This is a genomic window from Micromonospora cathayae (genome assembly GCF_028993575.1).
Lineage (GTDB): Bacteria > Actinomycetota > Actinomycetes > Mycobacteriales > Micromonosporaceae > Micromonospora > Micromonospora cathayae.
Window position 1 is genome coordinate 6,553,694 of the sequence record NZ_CP118615.1, and the last position, 16,985, is coordinate 6,570,678.

Annotated in this window: 13 protein-coding genes; 4 read left to right on the forward strand and 9 right to left on the reverse strand. The window is 71.5% G+C overall.

Annotation, left to right across the window (positions count from 1 at the left end; genetic code table 11):
- Positions 1 to 51: 51 nt before the first annotated feature.
- Positions 52 to 3,531: a hypothetical protein gene (locus tag PVK37_RS28780; protein ID WP_275030954.1), complete on the reverse strand. Its 3,480-nt coding sequence runs from the start codon at positions 3,529 to 3,531 to the stop codon at positions 52 to 54.
- Positions 3,532 to 3,865: 334 nt separating this feature from the next.
- The gene (locus tag PVK37_RS28785; protein WP_275030955.1) at positions 3,866 to 4,960 is read right to left on the reverse strand and encodes an FAD-binding oxidoreductase; all 1,095 of its coding nucleotides are present in this window, start codon (positions 4,958 to 4,960) and stop codon (positions 3,866 to 3,868) included.
- Positions 4,961 to 5,294: 334 nt separating this feature from the next.
- Here PVK37_RS28785 and PVK37_RS28790 point away from each other — a divergent pair, with 334 nt between their 5' ends.
- Positions 5,295 to 6,785: an NsdA family TPR-like regulatory protein gene (locus tag PVK37_RS28790; RefSeq protein WP_275030956.1), complete on the forward strand. Its 1,491-nt coding sequence runs from the start codon at positions 5,295 to 5,297 to the stop codon at positions 6,783 to 6,785.
- Positions 6,782 to 7,315, forward strand: coding sequence for a GNAT family N-acetyltransferase (locus tag PVK37_RS28795; RefSeq protein WP_275030957.1), 534 nt, complete (start codon positions 6,782 to 6,784; stop codon positions 7,313 to 7,315). The genes PVK37_RS28790 and PVK37_RS28795 overlap by 4 nt, the downstream gene beginning before the upstream one ends.
- A gap of 93 nt (positions 7,316 to 7,408) precedes the next feature.
- On the opposite strand, the gene PVK37_RS28800 is transcribed toward PVK37_RS28795, so the two are convergent.
- The 6 genes from PVK37_RS28800 to PVK37_RS28825 all read right to left on the reverse strand — a co-directional run bounded on the left by PVK37_RS28800 (position 7,409) and on the right by PVK37_RS28825 (position 11,797).
- Complete coding sequence (locus PVK37_RS28800; RefSeq protein WP_275030958.1) at positions 7,409 to 7,660, reverse strand: hypothetical protein; 252 nt, start codon at positions 7,658 to 7,660, stop codon at positions 7,409 to 7,411.
- 104 nt (positions 7,661 to 7,764) lie between these two features.
- Complete coding sequence (locus PVK37_RS28805; protein ID WP_423790965.1) at positions 7,765 to 8,202, reverse strand: DoxX family protein; 438 nt, start codon at positions 8,200 to 8,202, stop codon at positions 7,765 to 7,767.
- 369 nt (positions 8,203 to 8,571) lie between these two features.
- The gene (proC, locus tag PVK37_RS28810) at positions 8,572 to 9,390 is read right to left on the reverse strand and encodes a pyrroline-5-carboxylate reductase (RefSeq protein WP_275030960.1); all 819 of its coding nucleotides are present in this window, start codon (positions 9,388 to 9,390) and stop codon (positions 8,572 to 8,574) included.
- A 75-nt stretch (positions 9,391 to 9,465) separates the two neighbouring features.
- Entirely contained in the window at positions 9,466 to 10,494 is a 1,029-nt protein-coding gene (locus PVK37_RS28815; protein ID WP_275030961.1) for a 6-phosphofructokinase, read from the reverse strand.
- A gap of 155 nt (positions 10,495 to 10,649) precedes the next feature.
- A complete protein-coding gene (locus PVK37_RS28820) occupies positions 10,650 to 11,171 on the reverse strand; it encodes a pyridoxamine 5'-phosphate oxidase family protein (RefSeq protein ID WP_275030962.1) in 522 nt (173 codons plus the stop codon).
- Between the two features lie 128 nt (positions 11,172 to 11,299).
- Positions 11,300 to 11,797: a polyadenylate-specific 3'-exoribonuclease AS gene (locus tag PVK37_RS28825; RefSeq protein WP_275035265.1), complete on the reverse strand. Its 498-nt coding sequence runs from the start codon at positions 11,795 to 11,797 to the stop codon at positions 11,300 to 11,302.
- Between the two features lie 305 nt (positions 11,798 to 12,102).
- Between PVK37_RS28825 and PVK37_RS28830 the strand changes: the two genes are divergently transcribed.
- Positions 12,103 to 12,795: a Crp/Fnr family transcriptional regulator gene (locus PVK37_RS28830; RefSeq protein WP_091459794.1), complete on the forward strand. Its 693-nt coding sequence runs from the start codon at positions 12,103 to 12,105 to the stop codon at positions 12,793 to 12,795.
- Positions 12,796 to 12,917: 122 nt separating this feature from the next.
- Here PVK37_RS28830 and PVK37_RS28835 read toward each other — a convergent pair whose 3' ends face one another.
- Positions 12,918 to 13,100 carry a hypothetical protein gene (locus PVK37_RS28835; protein ID WP_275030963.1) on the reverse strand — a complete coding sequence of 61 codons (183 nt, stop codon included), beginning with the start codon at positions 13,098 to 13,100 and terminating at the stop codon, positions 12,918 to 12,920.
- 223 nt (positions 13,101 to 13,323) lie between these two features.
- On the opposite strand from PVK37_RS28835, the gene PVK37_RS28840 reads away from it, so the two are divergent.
- Positions 13,324 to 16,932: an adenylate/guanylate cyclase domain-containing protein gene (locus PVK37_RS28840; protein WP_275035266.1), complete on the forward strand. Its 3,609-nt coding sequence runs from the start codon at positions 13,324 to 13,326 to the stop codon at positions 16,930 to 16,932.
- Positions 16,933 to 16,985 lie beyond the last annotated feature (53 nt).

A 16,985-nucleotide genomic window follows, 5' to 3' on the forward strand; every position in this document is an offset into this window, starting at 1 on the left:
GCCCGGTCAGGCATCCCCGGCGGGCGGCCTGACCGGGCGTCCGCCCGCCGCTCAGGGAGTGGAGACGGCGATGGGGTTGCTGTAGGCCGAGCTGCCGGCCGTGTTGAAGGCGAGGATGCGGTAGTAGTAGATGCGGCCCCGGACCAGCCCGGTGTCGCTGTAGCTGCGCGCGCCGGCGGGCAGGGTGAAGGTGGCGACACCGGTGGTGAAGGTGGCGTTCGTGGCGCGTTGCAGGGTGAACCCGCCCAGCGCGACGGACGTGCTCGCCGCCCAGGTGAGGTTGACCGTGGCGGTGGAGCCGGTGGCCACACCGACGCCGGCCAGGTTGGTGGGTGTCGCCGGGACGGCCGTGGACACCGACGCGACGTTGGACCACGGCGACACGGCACCGAGGTACGTGGTGCGGACCCGGTAGTAGTACGTCGTACCGGCGACCACGGTCGTGTCGGTGTAACTGCTGCTCACCGGCAGGTTCAGGGTGACCAGCCCGGTGGTGAAGGCGGCGTTCGTGGCCCGTTGCAGGGTCACCCCCGTCGCGTAGGAGTGGTTCACCCAGGTCAGCGTTACCCGTAGGGGCGCGGTCGCGGTGAGGGTGGCCACCAGGTTGGTCGGTGCCGCGAGGGCGACGCTGGCCGACGCCGTGTTCGACCAGGCGGAGTAGCTGACCGCGTTCTCGGCCCGGACCCGGTAGTAGTACGTGACCCCGGGCACGACCGTGGAGTCGGTGTAGGTCCGGGCGGTGGCCGGCACGGTGAACGTGGTCAGGCCGGTCGTGAAGCCCGGGTCGGTCGCACGCTGGACGAGGTTGTTCGTCGCGGGCGGCCGGGTGGCGTTGTTGGTCCAGTTCACCACGATCGCGGGTGGCACCGTCGTCGAGCCTGGTGCCGCGGTGGCGGTGAGCGAGGTCGGCGACGCGGGGGTGAAGCGCAGCACCATCGGCCGCATCATGTCGAAGTCCTCGTGGCCGAGGAGGTGACAGTGCCAGACGTACTCCCAGTCGAAGTCGTACGGCTGGTTGGTCACCACCATCGGGTCACCGGTCTGGGGGTCGATCTGGGCGAACCCGTTCGTGGTGCCCGGCACCTGCGTCGGGTCGAGCAACCGGATGCTCTCGCCGACCTTGAACGGCAGCGGTACGGGCAGCCTCGGCCGCAGGGCGACGATGGTGTCCTCCAGCGGGTTCATCCGGACCGTCTCCTTCCAGCCCAGCTCGTTGGCGGGCGGCGGCTTGATCGCCCCGTCCCAGCCCACCCGGTTGATCAACTGCACGTTGAAGTAGTGGAAGTGGATGGCATGGGTGTCCACGCCGTTGTGGGTGACCTTCCACACCTGGGTGCCGTCGCCCGGGGAGCCCACCGGGGTCGCCAGGTCCGACGGATAGACGATCTCCGTCGGCGGGTTGATGTACGGCAGCGGGATCGTCGTCTGGGTGAAGGCGGTGGTCTTCGGCAGCTCCACCCCGAGGTTGGCGTTCATCCGTCCGTACACCTGGTCGAAGTCCTCGACGATCGCCTTCGGTTCGAGATCCAGCGTGACCGGGCGGGTTCCGCCGATCGGGGTGAAGGTGATCGTGGTGTCCTGGATCGGCACGTAGGTGTTCGTCGGGGCCGTCGTGTGGAACGCCGGGTCGTAGGCCTTCTCGGGCACGATCGGCTCCGGCTGGCTCGCCCCGTACGCCTGCGGCAGCCGGGCCTGCAACCGGGCCAGGTTGAAGGGGGCCGCCGGGGTGCCCGCGACGCGGATCTGCATCACCGTGCGGGTGTTCGGCCCGTAACCGGGCAGGGTGGTGGGCGCGCCGCCGGTGTCGGTCTGGTCCGGGTCGCCGGTGTAGTAGTCGTAGCGGGTATCGAAGCCGGGCATCGGCGCCGGGCAGTCGTTGTAGAGGATCAAATTGGTACCCGGCGGCACCGACGAGAAGTCGATGACCACGTCGGCGCGCTCCGCCGGACCGAGCAGCAGGGTGTAGTTCTTGACGTTCAGCACGGTGATGTCGCGGCGGTTGTACTCGTAGTTGATGGGCTGGTTGTGCAGCACCGCGACGCCGGGCAGCAGGCCGCCCTCGGTGCCGATCTGGTACCAGTCCGGGCCGCGGGCGTCGGGGTTGGGCACCCCGCCGGCCCGGCCGTCCGTCGGCCAGTCCGGTGGGAAGGTCGGGTTGGGGCACGCCTCCACCATCGGCACCTCGCCGGCCGCGCCGTCGCGCAGGGTGCCGTTCGGGTTCCACATCGTGCCGTTCGACGCCGCGTAGTAGAGCTGGAGGTTGAGCGAGCGGTCGCTGCACGCGTTCAGGATCCGGAACCGGTACGCCTTTGGTTCCACCTCGAGGTAGGGGTACGGGCAGCCGTTGACGATCGGGGTGTCCTGGAACGCCTCGGGCACCACCGAGGGGGTCGGGGTGCCGGGCTGGAGCGGCGGCTCCCAGGGACGCCGCACGGGGTCGTAGTACGGATTGGGCACCGGCCCCTGCTCGATGCCCGTGAACGGCGGCCAGAACCAGGGGCCGTAGTCCCAGCGGCCCATCGGGTTGGCCCCGGTCTCGTTGTACGGATTCTGGTTGGGCATGTAGACGTGCGGGAACCACAGGCTGCCCTTGCCACCCCAGTTCGCGGTGTCCCAGGTCGGATCCTCGGCGGCCAACTGGGCCGGGTCGGGGACGAACGTCTTGTCCTGCACGACGAGGGTGATCTGCTCGGCGGGAACCACCCCGTCGGTGACCAGTTGCTGCTGCACCGGGTCGTCCAGCATGTAGAGCCCCAACTGCCCGGAGTAGACGGTGAGCCGGGTGATGCCGAGCGAGTGGTCGTGCATCCACATCATCCGGCCGCTCTGCTGGTTGGGGTAGTAGAGCGTGACCGCCCCGGCACCGGGGTTGGGCATGTCCGGGACGGCGGCGTAACTCGCCCCACGGGGGTAGGAGGTCACCTCGCCCGCCGGCACGAACCACTGCAACGGGGTCCCGTCACTGATCCACGGTGTCTCCGAGCCGTGCAGGTGCAGCACCACCCGGTTCTGGGTGTACAGCTCGGTGGGGCTCAGCGGGCCGGTGCCGGCACCGCCGACGGTGGTGTCCACCGGGAGGAAGAGCTTGCCTGCGGCACCGGTCGGCAGTTGGTTGACCAGCTTCACCCGGACCGGGCGGCCCTGCCGGGCGAGGATCACCGGACCGGTGTAGAACGGCCGTGGCGGTGGCGCGACGGTGTTGTGGCCGCTGCCGTCCGTACCGTTGTTGAGCTGCTTGTAGCCCCGGAGCCGGGTGGCCGGCAGATCCGGGTGCAGCTGCTGCTGGTACTGCTGCACGCCGATCTCGTAGTAGTCCGAACCGGGGTACGTAACGGTGTCCGGCACCGCGACCGGGAGATAGTTGCCGAGTTGGTTCGCCTTGGTGGCACCCACCCCGGGCAGGCGGGTGACGAACTTCCGGACGCCGGTACCAGGCCGCACCGCACCGTTGACCACCACGGGCAGTGGACTGTTCGCGAAGTTCGGCGTGAAGCCGAAGTAGTCGGGTGGATCGTTCGGTCCGATCGCCACGACCGGGTCCCCGGCGGCTTGGCGCGGCACTACCGTCGGCGACGACGGGGCTGTCGTGGGGGCATCTTCCGGCACGGTGGTGACACCGCCCTGATCGCGCGATCGTCCTCTCTGACCAGCCATGTCCGCTCCCTCCATTGCACGGTGAAGCCGTCGGACGGGAAGACGGTGCAGTCTGATCCACCCGACCCCTTCCGTTACCTTCGGTAACCAGTCAATCGACTGAATCCCCTTCGCAAAGCCGGCCACCTCCATCGCGGTCGATGTCCGCGCCAAATACGACAAAATGCTGGTGGCCCACGTCGTAGGTGATCTGCCGCCGACCAGGAACGGGTCAACCGGCGAAGGTGTCCGCCAAATGGATCCGGTGGTCGGGCACCCCGGCGGCCCGCAACCGCAGTCGGGAACCGGCGATCATCGCGGGCGGGCCGCAGACGTACACCTCCTGGTCGTCGCGGAGGTACCGCAGGGCGACGGTGAGCGCGTCGCCGACCTCGGCCGGCTCGGCGGTCGGGTCGTGGGAGAACGCCGGCACGACGGTCAGCCACTCGTGGCCGCACTGGAGCTTGTCCAGGCTGGTGGCGTCGTACAGGTCGGTGAAGGTACGCGAGCCCACGACCAGGGTGACCCGCCGTCCGCCGGCCTCGACGAGCTGCTCGACCAGGGCGCGTAGCGGAGCCAGCCCGGTGCCCCCGGCGACCAGCAGCAGCTCCGCGTGGGTCGGCGGGTCGGGCAGCAGCAGCCCGGCCCCGGCGGGCGGGCCGAACCACAGCCGCTCCCCCGGCCTCGTCCCGTCGACCAGCAGCCCGGACAGCCTGCCCCCGGACAGACCCTCGGATACGGCGCGGACGTGCAGTTCGATCGTGCCGTCGGGGCGGGGCGCGTTGGCCGGGGAGTACCACCGCCACCGGCCGGGCAGCCGCGCCGACGACACCGGCACCGCCTGGCCGGGCCGGTACGGCAGCCGGTACTCGGGCCGTACGGTCAGGATGGCGACGCCGTCGCACGGCCGCTGGTGGCCGACCACCGTGCCCGGCACCCAGGTCATGCCCTCGCCGGCCCGGCGGACGGGCCGGACCATGGCGGTCGTCGCCCGGTCCCGGGCCGCCGACCAGGCCACCGCCACCCGCGGCGTCCACGGTTCGGCGCTGGCCCGCGCCAGCACGGCGGTCAGCGCGTCGAGCACCGGCTCCTGCCGGGCCGGAAGCAGCCCGAACCGGTGGTACGCGCGCCCGAGCACGGTCAGCAGCGCGGCCCGCCCGGCCGGATCGTCGTGACGACCACCGCAGACCAGCCAGCCGAGGGCGGCGAACAGCGGCTCCGCCTCCCGGCGCGGCACCAGCCCCGGGCAGCGTTCCTCCACCAGCGACCAGAACCGCCCGGCGGCCCGCTCCACATCGGTCGCCGCCCACACCCGTACCAGCTCCACCCGCACCTCCACACGTAACGGCCCACACTCAGGGGCACCCGACGAACAGGAACGGCACCGGGGCGGGCGGGGACGACGGGAGCGCGACAGGTCGGGGGAAGACCGTTCCCGCCGGAGCCCAGCACCCGCCCCGGGCCATGCGAGGAATCGTGCCGGCCACACTGAACAGCGAACATGACTCCGAGTAGCTGATCGGTATGCGTAGCGCAGGTCCAGAATGATCTCGACCTGCACCGAGCAGCATGATCAACATGCGTGATGCGTATACCGATGCGTCACGGAGTGCAGTTGAATGGAGTGTGGACGAGGTACCCCACGGACGGAGCCACCCCGCATGGCGAGGTCGTCGGCGCAGCGCACCCCCACCTGTCCCCGCTGCGGCGGGCGGCTGGCCCGGGACAACAGCAGCGGACGCTGCAACCCCTGCCAGGCGGCCGAACGCGACCGGCTGACCACCCCGCCGGCCCTGCCACCGTCCTTCTGGGACCACGAACCGCTCCGCCGGGCGTTCCGGGACCGGCACCTCGGCCTGGTGATCCGCGCCTACCGCAACCACCCGTACCACGGCCGCCGGCCGCTGCCGCAGCACGTGGTGGCCCGCTGGCTCGGCATCACCCAGGCCCAGCTCAGTCGGGTCGAGGGCGGCCCGCCGATGGTCCACCTCGACCGCCTCACCCACTGGGCCCAACTCCTCACCATTCCCGCCGGACACCTGTGGTTCAAGCTCCCCGACACCCCCGGAGAGCCCGCCGCCGACCGCGCAGGGGTCCAGGTCGACCCCGCCACAGGTACGGAGGGAAGCGACCCCGATTGCGAGGGTGACACCATGAAACGTCGCAGCCTGGTCATCGCCGCCGGCCTCGCCAGCCTCGGCGTCACCGAGCCGTTCGGCCCGGTGCTCGCCGCCGCCGACTCCCCACCCCGGATCGGCGCGGAACACATCGACTCGGTCCAGTCGGTCATCGACGGCTTCGAACGCGCCGACGCCGCGATGGGCGGCAACGAGCTGTGCACCTTCGCGATGACCCTGCACCAGCGGGTCAGCCGATGGGAACGCGACTGCGCGTACGACCGTCAGGTGGGTCACGCCCTGCACAGCGTCCTAGGAGAGTTGGAGTGCTGGATCGGCTGGTTCGCCCTGGACGCGGAACGCCGTCCGGAGTCCCGCCGCTACCTGCACGAGGCCATCCTCCGCGCCCGGCTCCAGGACGATCCGAGACTCGAGGTCCGCGCCATGGCGACCATGGCCCTTCTGGTACGCCCCAACCACCCCCAGGAATCCCTGCACTGCGCCGAGGCAGCACGACGGATGGCGACTGGATGGGCCACCCCGAAGCTGGCGACACTGTTGAATCTCAGGGCAGCCCGTGCCAGCGCTGCGCTGGGTGATGCCGGCGGTTTCAATCGGGAGATGGCGAACGCCCTCCGAGCCTTCGATCGCGGTACCCACGAGAACGACCCGCACTACATCAGCTTCGTCACGCCCATCGAGGTCGGCGGTACGGAGGCTCAGTCCCAGGTCGACCTCGGGCACCCCGATCGGGCAGCCAGCACCTACGAGAACCTGGCCGCCAATCCGGATGCCGCCTACCGCCGCAACCAGGTGCTCTGCTCGGTCGACCGCGCCAAGGCCCTGCTTCTGCAAGCCGATGTCGACACGTCGAGCCGACTCGCACTCGAGATCCTTCCTGCAGTGGCAACCCTGCAATCGAAGCGGACCACGACGCGCTTCGCCGCACTGCGGCAGGATCTTCAGCAGCAGACGACCCGATCCACGGCAGCCCGCGAGTTCGTCGTGGCCTACGACGAGGCGGTGCGGGCATGACGGTGCAGCTCCGGACCTACGACTCCGAGCAGGCGCAGAAGATCCTGGAGGACCTGGTCCGGGTCTACCTGGAGATCCACGCGACGCCGCCGACCCCGTTCCAGAACGAGGACCGCTACCGTCGTCAGCTCGCCGGGCACCTGACCAACCCCGGTTGGAAACTAGTCACCGCCACCGAGAACGGCGAGCTGATCGGCTACGCCTACGGCTTCCCCCTCCCACCGCACACCCGCTGGTGGGAGGGCCTGCAAACCCCTGTACCAGATGGCTTTACGGCTGAGGACGGCCGACGCACCTTCGCGATCAGCGAGATCATGGTCCGGCTCCCCTGGCGACGACAGGGGGTTGCCCGGATGCTGCACGAAGCCCTCGTATCCGATGTGGAAGGGAGGCGGATGACGCTGCTGGTCGAGCCGGACAACCTGCCTGCCCGGACCGCCTACACCCGCTGGGGCTACCGGGAGGTGGCGGACCTGCGTCCCGGCTGGGAGAACGCACCGACCTTCACAGCCCTCGTGCTGCCCAGATGAGCACTCGTGCTGCCGAGATGACGGAGCGGGTGTCGTCGGAAGACCAGGAGCAGGCGGCGAGTAGGTCCACGCGCCCGTACCGGTTGCGAGACCTCACGCCTTCCGACGGACTACCAGGGTGATGCCGCAGAAGATCGCCATGCAGCCCGACAGGACACCGACGATGATCTCCAAGGGACGGTCGAACCCCGACAGAACTTGGGAAGTGAACGTACAGAGCGTGGACACCAACAGCCACCAGTACACCCAGCGGGGCGTTCCGCGCCCACGGACATCGCTCATGTCGACGTTAGGTTGCCGGCCAGAAGCGAACTGAAACACCGTCCATGTCGTCGCGGCGGCCATCGCTGTCAGGTCCGCTCGGCGACCTCGATCCGTCCGAGGGGCCACGTCCTGGCCGAACTGGAGAACGGTACGGGGGTGGTCAGGCCGCCCCCGTACCGCGCCGGTCAGGAGGCGGTGGCCAGCGCCGGGCTACGCTCCTCTTCCCGTCGCCGGCTCATCAGCGACTCCACGGCCCACTTCCCCGGCCCCAGGATGGCGACGAGGAGGAACGACCAGCAGAACAGGGCGGCGAGTTCGCCGCCGTTCTGCTGGGGCAGCAGCGCCTCCGGCTGGTGGACGACGAAGTAGGCGTACGCCATCGAGCCGGAGCAGACGATGGCGGCGATCCGGGTGCCCAGGCCGACGAGCACCAGCAGGCCGCCGACGAGTTGGATCAGAGCGGCCCACCAGGTGGGCCAGACGGCGAACTCGACGGCCTGTCCGCTGCCCCGGTGTCCACCGAGGACACCGAAGATGGACGCGATGCCGCGTAACGTGAACAGCAGTCCGATCACGATTCGGAAGATGCTGGTCACCGGGTCGGCGAGGCGATGGAGAGCCACGATCATCCCTTTCACGGGGGTGGTTGCTGGACTGATCGGTGCCGTCGCCTCTCCATGGCACCGGGGATCCTCTCCCGCCCGGGTGAACGCCGCCTTCGTGACACCTAGTGACGAGGCCGACACGCTCAGGGAGTAAAGCTTGACTACGCAAGGAATCCGTAAGAACTATTCTATTGACCATCGGTGAAGTTAAGTCAATAGATGTCTCAGGATCTTGGTGGACCGAAAGTACCGCCGGGCCGCCCGGAGGGAACCGTCAGGCAAGCCGGGGCGCGCCGCCAGGCACGCGCCGACGCGCGTCATCGGACCGATCGGCAAGCGCCGTCGGGCAGGCCGGGAAGCAACCTCAGGCAGGCTGGGAAGCGCCGGTCAGGTGGCCTGGGCGGCCAGCTCGCGGGCCCGGTCCCGGGCCGCCTCCAGGGCCGCGAGGAGCGCCGCCCGTACGCCGTGCTTCTCCAGCTCGCGGACGGCGGAGATGGTGGTACCGGCGGGCGAGGTGACCGCCTCGCGGAGCTTGACCGGGTGCTCGCCGGAGTCACGCAGCATCACCGCCGACCCGATGGCGGTCTGCACGATCAGCTCGTGGGCCACCTGGCGGGGCAGGCCGAGCAGGATCCCCGCGTCGATCATGGCCTCGACCAGCAGGTAGAAGTAGGCCGGCCCGGAGCCGGACAGGGCGGTCACCGCGTCCTGCTGCGACTCGGGCACCCGGATCGTCGCACCCAGCGGCTTGAACATCTCCTCGGCCAGGGTGAGGTGCTCCCCGGTGGCGTGCGCGCCGGCCGAGATGGCGGTCATCGCCTGGTCGACCAGGGCCGGGGTGTTGGTCATCACCCGGACGACCGGGGTGCCCGGCGGCAGCCGCCGGCTGAAGAAACTGGTGGGCAGGCCGGCGCAGAGCGAGATCACCAGCTTGTCGGCGGGCACCTTGGGGCCGATCTCGTCCAGCAGCACGCCGGCGTCCTGCGGCTTCACCGAGACGGCCAGCACCTCCGCCTCCTGCACGGCGGTGACGTTGTCGACCACGCGCACGCCGTACCGGGTGGCGATCTCCACGGCCCGCTCCCGGCGGCGCGCGGTGGCGAGCAGCCGGTCCACCGGCCAGCCCGACCGGAGCAGCCCGGAGAGCATCAGCTCACCGATCTTGCCGGCCCCGATCACCGCGACCGTGTGCACCTCGCCCGCCATTACGCCGTACCTTTCGTTGCGGTCTGTCCGGTGGCGCGGCGGACCGGACGGGTCGCCGCGCCACCGGGCACCGGATCAGCTACCGAAGAAGACCTCGGCCTCGGCGTACCGCTCCAGCGGCACGGTCTTCAGCTCGCGGGTGGCCTCGGCCAGCGGGACGCGGACGATGTCCGTGCTCTGCATGGCGACCATCTTGCCCCAGTCGCCCTCGTGCGCGGCGTCGATCGCCTGGAGGCCGAGGCGGGTGGCGAGCACCCGGTCGAACGCGGTCGGGGTGCCGCCGCGCTGGATGTGGCCGAGGACGACGGTCCGGGCCTCCTTGCCGGTCTTCGCCTCGAGCTGCTCGGCCAGCCACTGGCCGATGCCACCGAGCCGGACGTGCCCGAAGGCGTCCAGCTCCTGGTTGTGCAGGACCATCTGGCCGTCCAGCGGCTGCGCGCCCTCGGCGACCACCACGATCGGGGCGTACTGGTGCTGGAAGCGCTTCTCGACGTAGCCGGCGACCTGCTCGACGTCGAACTGCCGCTCCGGCAGCAGGATCACGTTGGCGCCACCGGCCAGGCCGGCGTGCAGGGCGATCCAGCCGGCGTGCCGGCCCATCACCTCGACGACCAGGGTGCGGTGGTGGCTCTCCGCGGTGGTGTGCAGCCGGTCGATCGCCTCCATGGCGATGTTGACGGCGGTGTCGAAGCCGAAGGTGTAGTCGGTGGCACCCAGGTCGTTGTCGATGGTCTTCGGTACGCCGACGACCTTGACGTCCAGCTCGTGCAGCTTGGTGGCGACCCCGAGGGTGTCCTCGCCGCCGATCGCGATCAGCGCGTCCACGCCCTGGTCGGCGAGGTTCTGCTTGATCCGCTCGACGCCGTTCTCGATCTTGAACGGGTTGGTGCGGGACGAACCGAGGATGGTGCCGCCCCGGGGCAGGATGCCGCGGACCTCCGCGATGCCCAGCGGACGGGACAGGCCCTCCAGCGGGCCCTTCCAGCCGTCCCGGAAGCCCACGAACTCGTGGCCGTAGCTGGCGACGCCCTTGCGGACCACCGCCCGGATCACCGCGTTGAGACCGGGGCAGTCGCCACCGCCGGTGAGCACGCCGATACGCATGATCTGCTCATCCTCCTGGAGCCTCGGGTAGCCCAACTAAAGCCCCAGGATATGGGTCGGATCAGACCGTCGGCGCCGTTGCCGGCCCGGGGCGGGCCGTCACAGCGCACTGTAGTCGCCCACGGTCCCGCCCCGACAGCGCGCCCCGGTGCCGTTCACGTACCGGACGGCCGCTGGTAACTGACCGCCCGGTTCTCGCCGGGAGCCGGCGGACGCCCGGTCACCGCCGCCCGCGCCAACCCGATCAGGGTGACCACGGTGCTGCTGGGCGAGTCCCAGTACTCGGCCGAGCTGGCGTGCACCCGCAGCAGGGTCAGCCCGGGGGTGTCCAGCCCGTCCGGGAACCAGGTCCGCAGCAGCGGGTGCCAGAGCCGCTCGGCCCGGTCCCGGTCCCAGCCCTCCCGGGCGGTGCCGGAGACCGAGACCCAGGAGTGCCGGCGCTGGTCGCTGAAGGCGACGTTGACCTCCGGGTTGACCCGGATCTGCCGGATCTTCGCGGAGTCGGCGTAGGCGAAGAACCACAGGTCGCCGTCGAAGTCGGCCTCCTGCAGGGCCATCGGACGGCTGAGCTGACGGCCGTCGACCCCGATCGTGGTCAGCATGCAGATCCGCGCGTCGCGGACGAGGTCGGTGACCCGGCGCCGCGCGTCGGCGTCCGTGGTCGACTCACCACTCATGACGGAAACTCCCTCGCGTCGGTTGACGCCGAACCGGGAGCCCCCCACCCTGCCTCGGTCCGACGCCGAACCGGTGCCCCGGACAGAACCGGTCAAACCTCGACGTCGGCACGAGGGTCCGGGGACGGTCAGTCGCCGGTCATCGCCCGCCACCGGGCGAGATTGTGCCGGGCGTCGACCAGCGCGTCGTGCCGGGCGGCCTCGGCGGTCGGCAGCGCCGGACGGCCCCGGTCGTCCCAGAGCTGACGCAGCTCCTTGGTGAACCGGGGGATCTCCCGGGGCAGGGTGATCATCGAACCCCAGAGCTGGGCCAGCACCACGTGGTCGTAGGCGGCGTACCAGGCCCAGAGTTCGATCTGCTCGTCCGGCCGGCCCCGCACCGGCTCGACCAGGAACTCCAGCAGGTCGTCGCGGATCCGCTCCCGGGAGCGCCAGGCCCGGTCGGCGGGCGAGGGCAGCTTGTCGAGGACGTTGCGGCGTACCCAGGGCACCGCCCGGGAGTCGTCGAACTCGGTGGAGACCGCGTAGAACTCGCGGCCGTACTCGTCGACGACGCCGATCGACACCAGATCGATGGTGCGGCCGTCCTCGATGAACTCGCAGTCGTAGAAGTAGCGGTAGACCATCCCGGTCATCCTCGCCTACCACCCCGACCCGTCGACGGGCGGGGCGACGGACAACCGGTCCGACACGTACGGTGACGGGCCGGGGCCGACCGCGACACGGATCCGCACGTCAACCACGCGATCCGCCGCAGCTCAGGATTGTCACGGAAGTGTTTTCAGGGGTGTACAGCAAGCGACCGGGGCGTCATGATCTGATGTGTACCGCTACCGGACGCCGAACCGGTGTCAGTTCACCTCGCAGACCGGGGGCTGTCAGGTTCACCCGGCTGCGAGTTGTGGTCCTTGACCGGGGAGGGGTTGCGCCCGTGGAAATGCGCCTGCCGGAGCCGGGTGACGCGCTCACGGGAGTCGAGATGTTCGCCGGCCTCGAGCCGGAGGTCCGGCAACGGGTCATCGCCGCGGCGGTGCCCCGCACCTACCGCAAGGGGCAGCTGCTCTTCGTCGAGAACGACCCCGGCGAGTCCCTGATCGTGCTGCGGCGCGGCGCGGTGGCCGTCTTCCGGACCGCCCCCACCGGGGAACGCGCCGTCCTGTCGGTGATCCGACCGCCGGACGTGCTCGGCGAGGTCTCGCTGCTGGACGCCTCCACCCGGTCCGCGTCGGCCGAGGCGATCGAGGACTGCAGCGCCCTGGCGCTGTCCCGACCGGCCTTCATGGAGCTGGTGCACTCCAACCCGCGCATCCTCGACGCGGTGATGCGCTCGCTCGGCGCGTTGATCCGCCGGCTGACCGAGCAGAACGCCGACCACGTTTTTTTGGACCTGCCGGGCCGGGTGGCGAAGACGCTGGTCCGGCTGGCCGGCGAGAGCCAGGCCCCGATGATCACCATTGAGCTGAACCAGTCCCAGTTGGCGGAGATGGCCGGCGGTTCGCGGCAGAGCGTCAACCAGGCGATCGGCTCGTTCGCCAGCCGGGGCTGGCTGCGGACCGAGGGACGCCGGATCGTGGTCACCGACGTGGCGGCGCTGCGCCGCCGGGCCGGCATGGCCGACCGCTGACCCTCCGGCACCGGGCCCGGCCGACCGCCGGGCCCGCAGTCGACCGGCGCGGCCGGCCCACCACCCCGGTACGACGACGGCCCGCGCACCGGGGTGCGGTGCGCGGGACCCGGGTGCGTCGATCAGGGCTTGTCGCTGGTCGGACCCACCCACTCGGTACCGGCGTCGGACTTGGTGGGGTCGGTCACGATGCCCTGGGCCTGGAGGTCGGCCAGGGTCACCGCGTCCACGTCGACAGTGTCCCCCGCGTCGTGGACCACGCCGTCGCCGTCGGTCCACTCCGCGTTCAGCCGGACGTACACCATGGAATTCTCCCCCTGTGTGATCGAATCTGGGCTGACTGAATGTAGCGGTTACCGGCTACAAAGAGGCTGTCCGTAAGCCAACAGGCGGGTACCCGACAGCAGCCAGTTACCGGGATACTGACCGTGACGGCCCACGGGACCGTCGACGGCCACATTCGGTCACCGCCGTGCCGGCGCGCCGCCGGCCGGTTCGTCAGCTCGGAATCGTCTCCGGGAGGTTGGCATCGCCGCCCACTGTGTCCAGTGCGGCCGACCCACCGCGCCCGACGACCGCTTCTGCGGCGGCTGCGGCGCGGAACTGGCCCCCACCTGCGCACACTGCGACCGGCAGCTCGCCGCGGACGCGGCCTTCTGCACCGGCTGCGGCCGGGCCCGTGGACCGGGTACGGTCACCGCGCCCACGCCCCCGCCCCGGCAGGAGGACCGCCGCCGGGTCAGCGTGCTCTTCGTCGACCTGATCGACTTCACCCCGTACGTGGAACGGGCCGACCCGGAACTGGTCCGGGGCCTGCAGACCGGCTTCTTCTCCGCCGCCCGCCGGGTGATCGGCCAGTACGGCGGCGTGGTGGAGAAGTACATCGGGGACGCGGTGATGGCGCTGTTCGGCGCGCCGGTGGCGACCGAGACGGACGCGCTGCGCTGCGTCCGGGCCGGCCTGGAACTGCAACGGGTACTCACCCGGTTCGCCCCGGACGGCACCGACGACCTGCGCTTCCGGGTCGGGGTGGCGACCGGCGAGGCGCTGGTCGACGTGGCCGCCGCCCACCACGGCGGGCAGGCCATCGTCGCCGGGGACGTGGTCAACACCGCGTCCCGGATGCAGTCGGTGGCCCCACCGGGCGGCGTCCTGGTCTGCGGCACCACGTACGCGCTCACCCGGGGCGCGATCCGCTACGAACCGCAGCCCGCGGTCACCCTGAAGGGCCGCTCCGCCCCCAGCGAGGTGTGGTTGGCCGTCGGCACGACCCGGCAGCGCCCACCCGACCGGGAACCCGACACCACCCCGCTGATCGACCGGGAACACGAGCTGGGTCTGCTGGTCACCGCCCTCGACCGGGCCACCCGGGACCGGACGCCGCAACTGGTGACCGTCTTCGGGCGGGCCGGCATCGGCAAGAGCCGCCTGGTGCGGGAGCTGTACCGGCACACCCGCACCAGCGCCGCCACCGACGCCGCGCTGACCTGGCGTACCGGCCGGTGCCCGCCGTTCGGCGAGAACGTCACCTTCGCCGCGCTGGCGGACATCGTCAAGGGCGAGGCCGGCATCCTGGACACCGATCCGGCCACCGCCGCCGCGCCCCGGCTCCAGGCCGCCGTGGCCGACCTGGTCGGGCCGGGCGAGGCGGACCGGCTGGTCGACGCGCTGCGGCCGCTGGTGGGCCTGCCCGGGCCGACGCTGCCGGCCGAGGAGACCCAGTCGGCCTGGCGGCGGTTCCTGCTCGCCCTCGCCGTCCGCCGGCCCACCGTGCTGGTCTTCGAGGACCTGCACTGGGCCGACGAGAAGATGCTGCGGCTGATCGAACTGCTCGGCGCGTCCGCGCGGGACGTGCCGCTGCTGGTGCTCTGCACCGCCCGGCCCGAGCTGATCAACCGTGACCCCACCTGGGCGGGGACGATAGCCGGCTCGTTGACCGTCACCCTGCCCCCGTTGCGGCCCAGCGGGATCACCTCGCTGTACGCGCACCTGTTCGGCCAGTCGGCCTTCTCCCCCGACCTGCTCAACCCGCTGGTGGAGGTCGCCGACGGCAACCCGCTCTACGCCCACGAGTACGTCCGGATGCTGATCGAGCAGGGTTTCCTGCGCCAGTCCGGTCGGGGCTGGTCGTTGCAGAAGCAGGGCGCGCTACCGATCCCGGACAACGTCCACGCGGTGATCGCCAACCGGGTGGACCTGCTCGACCCGGCCGACCGGGCGGTGCTGCTCGCCGCCGCGGTGGTCGGCACCCAGTTCTGGCCGGGGGCGGTGGCCGCCGCGCTGGGGCAGCCGGTGGAGGCGGTCGAGCGGGCGCTGCGCCGGCTCGGGCAGCGGGACTTCGTCGTCGAGCAGCCCGGCTCCACCATGGCCGGTCAGGCCGAGTACCAGTTCCGGCACGTCCTGGTCCGGGACGTCTGCTACCAGCGGCTGCCCCGCACCGAACGGGTCGCCCGGCACGAGCGGACCGCCGACTGGATCGACGCGCTGTCCCGGGGTCGGGACACCGACCTGGCCGAGGTGCTCGCCAACCACCGCTGGGCGGCGCACGAGATCGCCCGGACCCTCAACCTGGACACCCGCCGGTACGCTCCGGCGGCCCGGACGGCGCTGCACCGGGCGGCCCGGCGGGCGTACGCGCTGCACGCCCTGGACGCGGCGGCCCACCACGCGGGCCGGGCGCTCGGGCTGGCCGGTGACGCCGACCCGGCGGACCGGCTCCGGTTGGAGCTGCTCGACGCGGAGATCAGGTTCTTCCGGGACGGTACGGTGTTCCTCGACGCCGGGGGCACGGCGACGCTGACCACGCTGGCCGACCGGCTCCACACCCACGGCGACGTCGGGCGCGCCGCACGGGCCTGGACGCTGCTGGGCCGGGCCGCGTGGATGCAGGCCGACCGGGACACCGCGTTGGGGCGGCTGGCGCGGGCGGTGCAACTGTTCGAAGGGTTGCCGGACAGCGAGCAGAAGGCCGACGCGTACGCCGAGCTGGGCCGGCTGCACATGCTCGCCAACGAGAGCGCCGAGGCGGTCGCGGCGGCCGGCACCGCCGCCGGGATCGCCGAACGGCTGGGGCTGGCCGAGGCCCGGGTCGGCGCGCAGATCACCGTCGCCACCGCCCGCTACCAGGCCGGGGACCGGACCGGGGTGGACGAGCTGCACGCCGCGTTCGAGGTGGCCCGCGCCGGCCGGATGCTGGCCCTGCCCCGGGCGATGCAGAACCTCGCATACGTGGTCTGCGAGGAGGGCGACTGGGTGCGGTCCCACGAGTTGCAGATTCAGTCGGCGAAGCTGTCCGGTTCCCCCGGGCTGACCACCGGCTACTCCGGGGAGGCGATGCGGGCCTACTTCGAGGGCGACTTCGGTGCCCTGCTGGCCGCCGCCGACGCGTTCGTGGACACTCCGACCGGCCGGTGGGACATCCAGGTCCGGGGGTTGCGTGCCTGCCTGCGGATCCTGCGGGACGAGCCGGTGCCGGGCGACCGGAGCGGCCGGTCACCCGGGCCGCCGCCGGTGCTGACCGCGGTGGGGGCGGGTGGCCGTGCAGAGTCCCGGTCGACCGACGACGTCAGCGACGCGTTGGACACCGCCCGGCGCAGCGGGTTCCGGCGGCTGCACTGGACCACGCTGGGCATCAGCGCGCTCTGCCGGGCCCTCCAGGGGCGTACCGGTGAGGCGGGCGAGCTGCTGGCCGAGCTGGACGAGTCGTGGTCGGCGGTGCCGGCGCTGGTCAGCGGCGAGTGGATCGCCGCGGCGGCGTACGCGGCGGTGCTCACCAGCCGGGACGCGGCCGTTCGGGTACGCGGCATCCTGGACCGCGCACCGCACCGCACCCCGTGGACCGAGGCCGCGGTGCAGACCGTCACCGCCGCGCTGGCCGCGACCGACGGCGACCATGGCCGGGCCGGGCAGCTCTACGGTGCCGCCGCCGAGCTGTACGGGCGGATCCCGGCGGTGACCGACCGGATGGTGGCGCTGGCGTTGGCCGGGCGGGAGCTGGAGCGGGCCGACGATCCGGCCGGCGCGGCGACCGTGCTGGCCGAGGTACGCGCGTTCGCCCTGCGTAACCGGGCGCCGGGGCTGCTCCGCCTCGGTGACCCGGCGCGGTCCGCCCGCTCCTGGCCCACCCTGGCCTCGTGAGGTTCTCCCCGGCCCTGACCTCGTGACGTTCTCCCCGGCCCTGACCTCGTGAC

Excerpts from the sequence above, each read along its gene's own strand:
- proC (WP_275030960.1), bottom strand. The coding sequence starts at position 9,390 with ATGGCGGGCGAGGTGCACACGGTCGCGGTGATCGGGGCCGGCAAGATC.
- PVK37_RS28835 (WP_275030963.1), bottom strand. The coding sequence starts at position 13,100 with ATGGTGTACGTCCGGCTGAACGCGGAGTGGACCGACGGCGACGGCGTG.
- PVK37_RS28790 (WP_275030956.1), top strand. The coding sequence starts at position 5,295 with ATGGCGAGGTCGTCGGCGCAGCGCACCCCCACCTGTCCCCGCTGCGGC.
- PVK37_RS28795 (WP_275030957.1), top strand. The coding sequence starts at position 6,782 with ATGACGGTGCAGCTCCGGACCTACGACTCCGAGCAGGCGCAGAAGATC.
- PVK37_RS28800 (WP_275030958.1), bottom strand. The coding sequence starts at position 7,660 with ATGGCCGCCGCGACGACATGGACGGTGTTTCAGTTCGCTTCTGGCCGG.
- PVK37_RS28815 (WP_275030961.1), bottom strand. The coding sequence starts at position 10,494 with ATGCGTATCGGCGTGCTCACCGGCGGTGGCGACTGCCCCGGTCTCAAC.
- PVK37_RS28820 (WP_275030962.1), bottom strand. The coding sequence starts at position 11,171 with ATGAGTGGTGAGTCGACCACGGACGCCGACGCGCGGCGCCGGGTCACC.
- PVK37_RS28825 (WP_275035265.1), bottom strand. The coding sequence starts at position 11,797 with ATGGTCTACCGCTACTTCTACGACTGCGAGTTCATCGAGGACGGCCGC.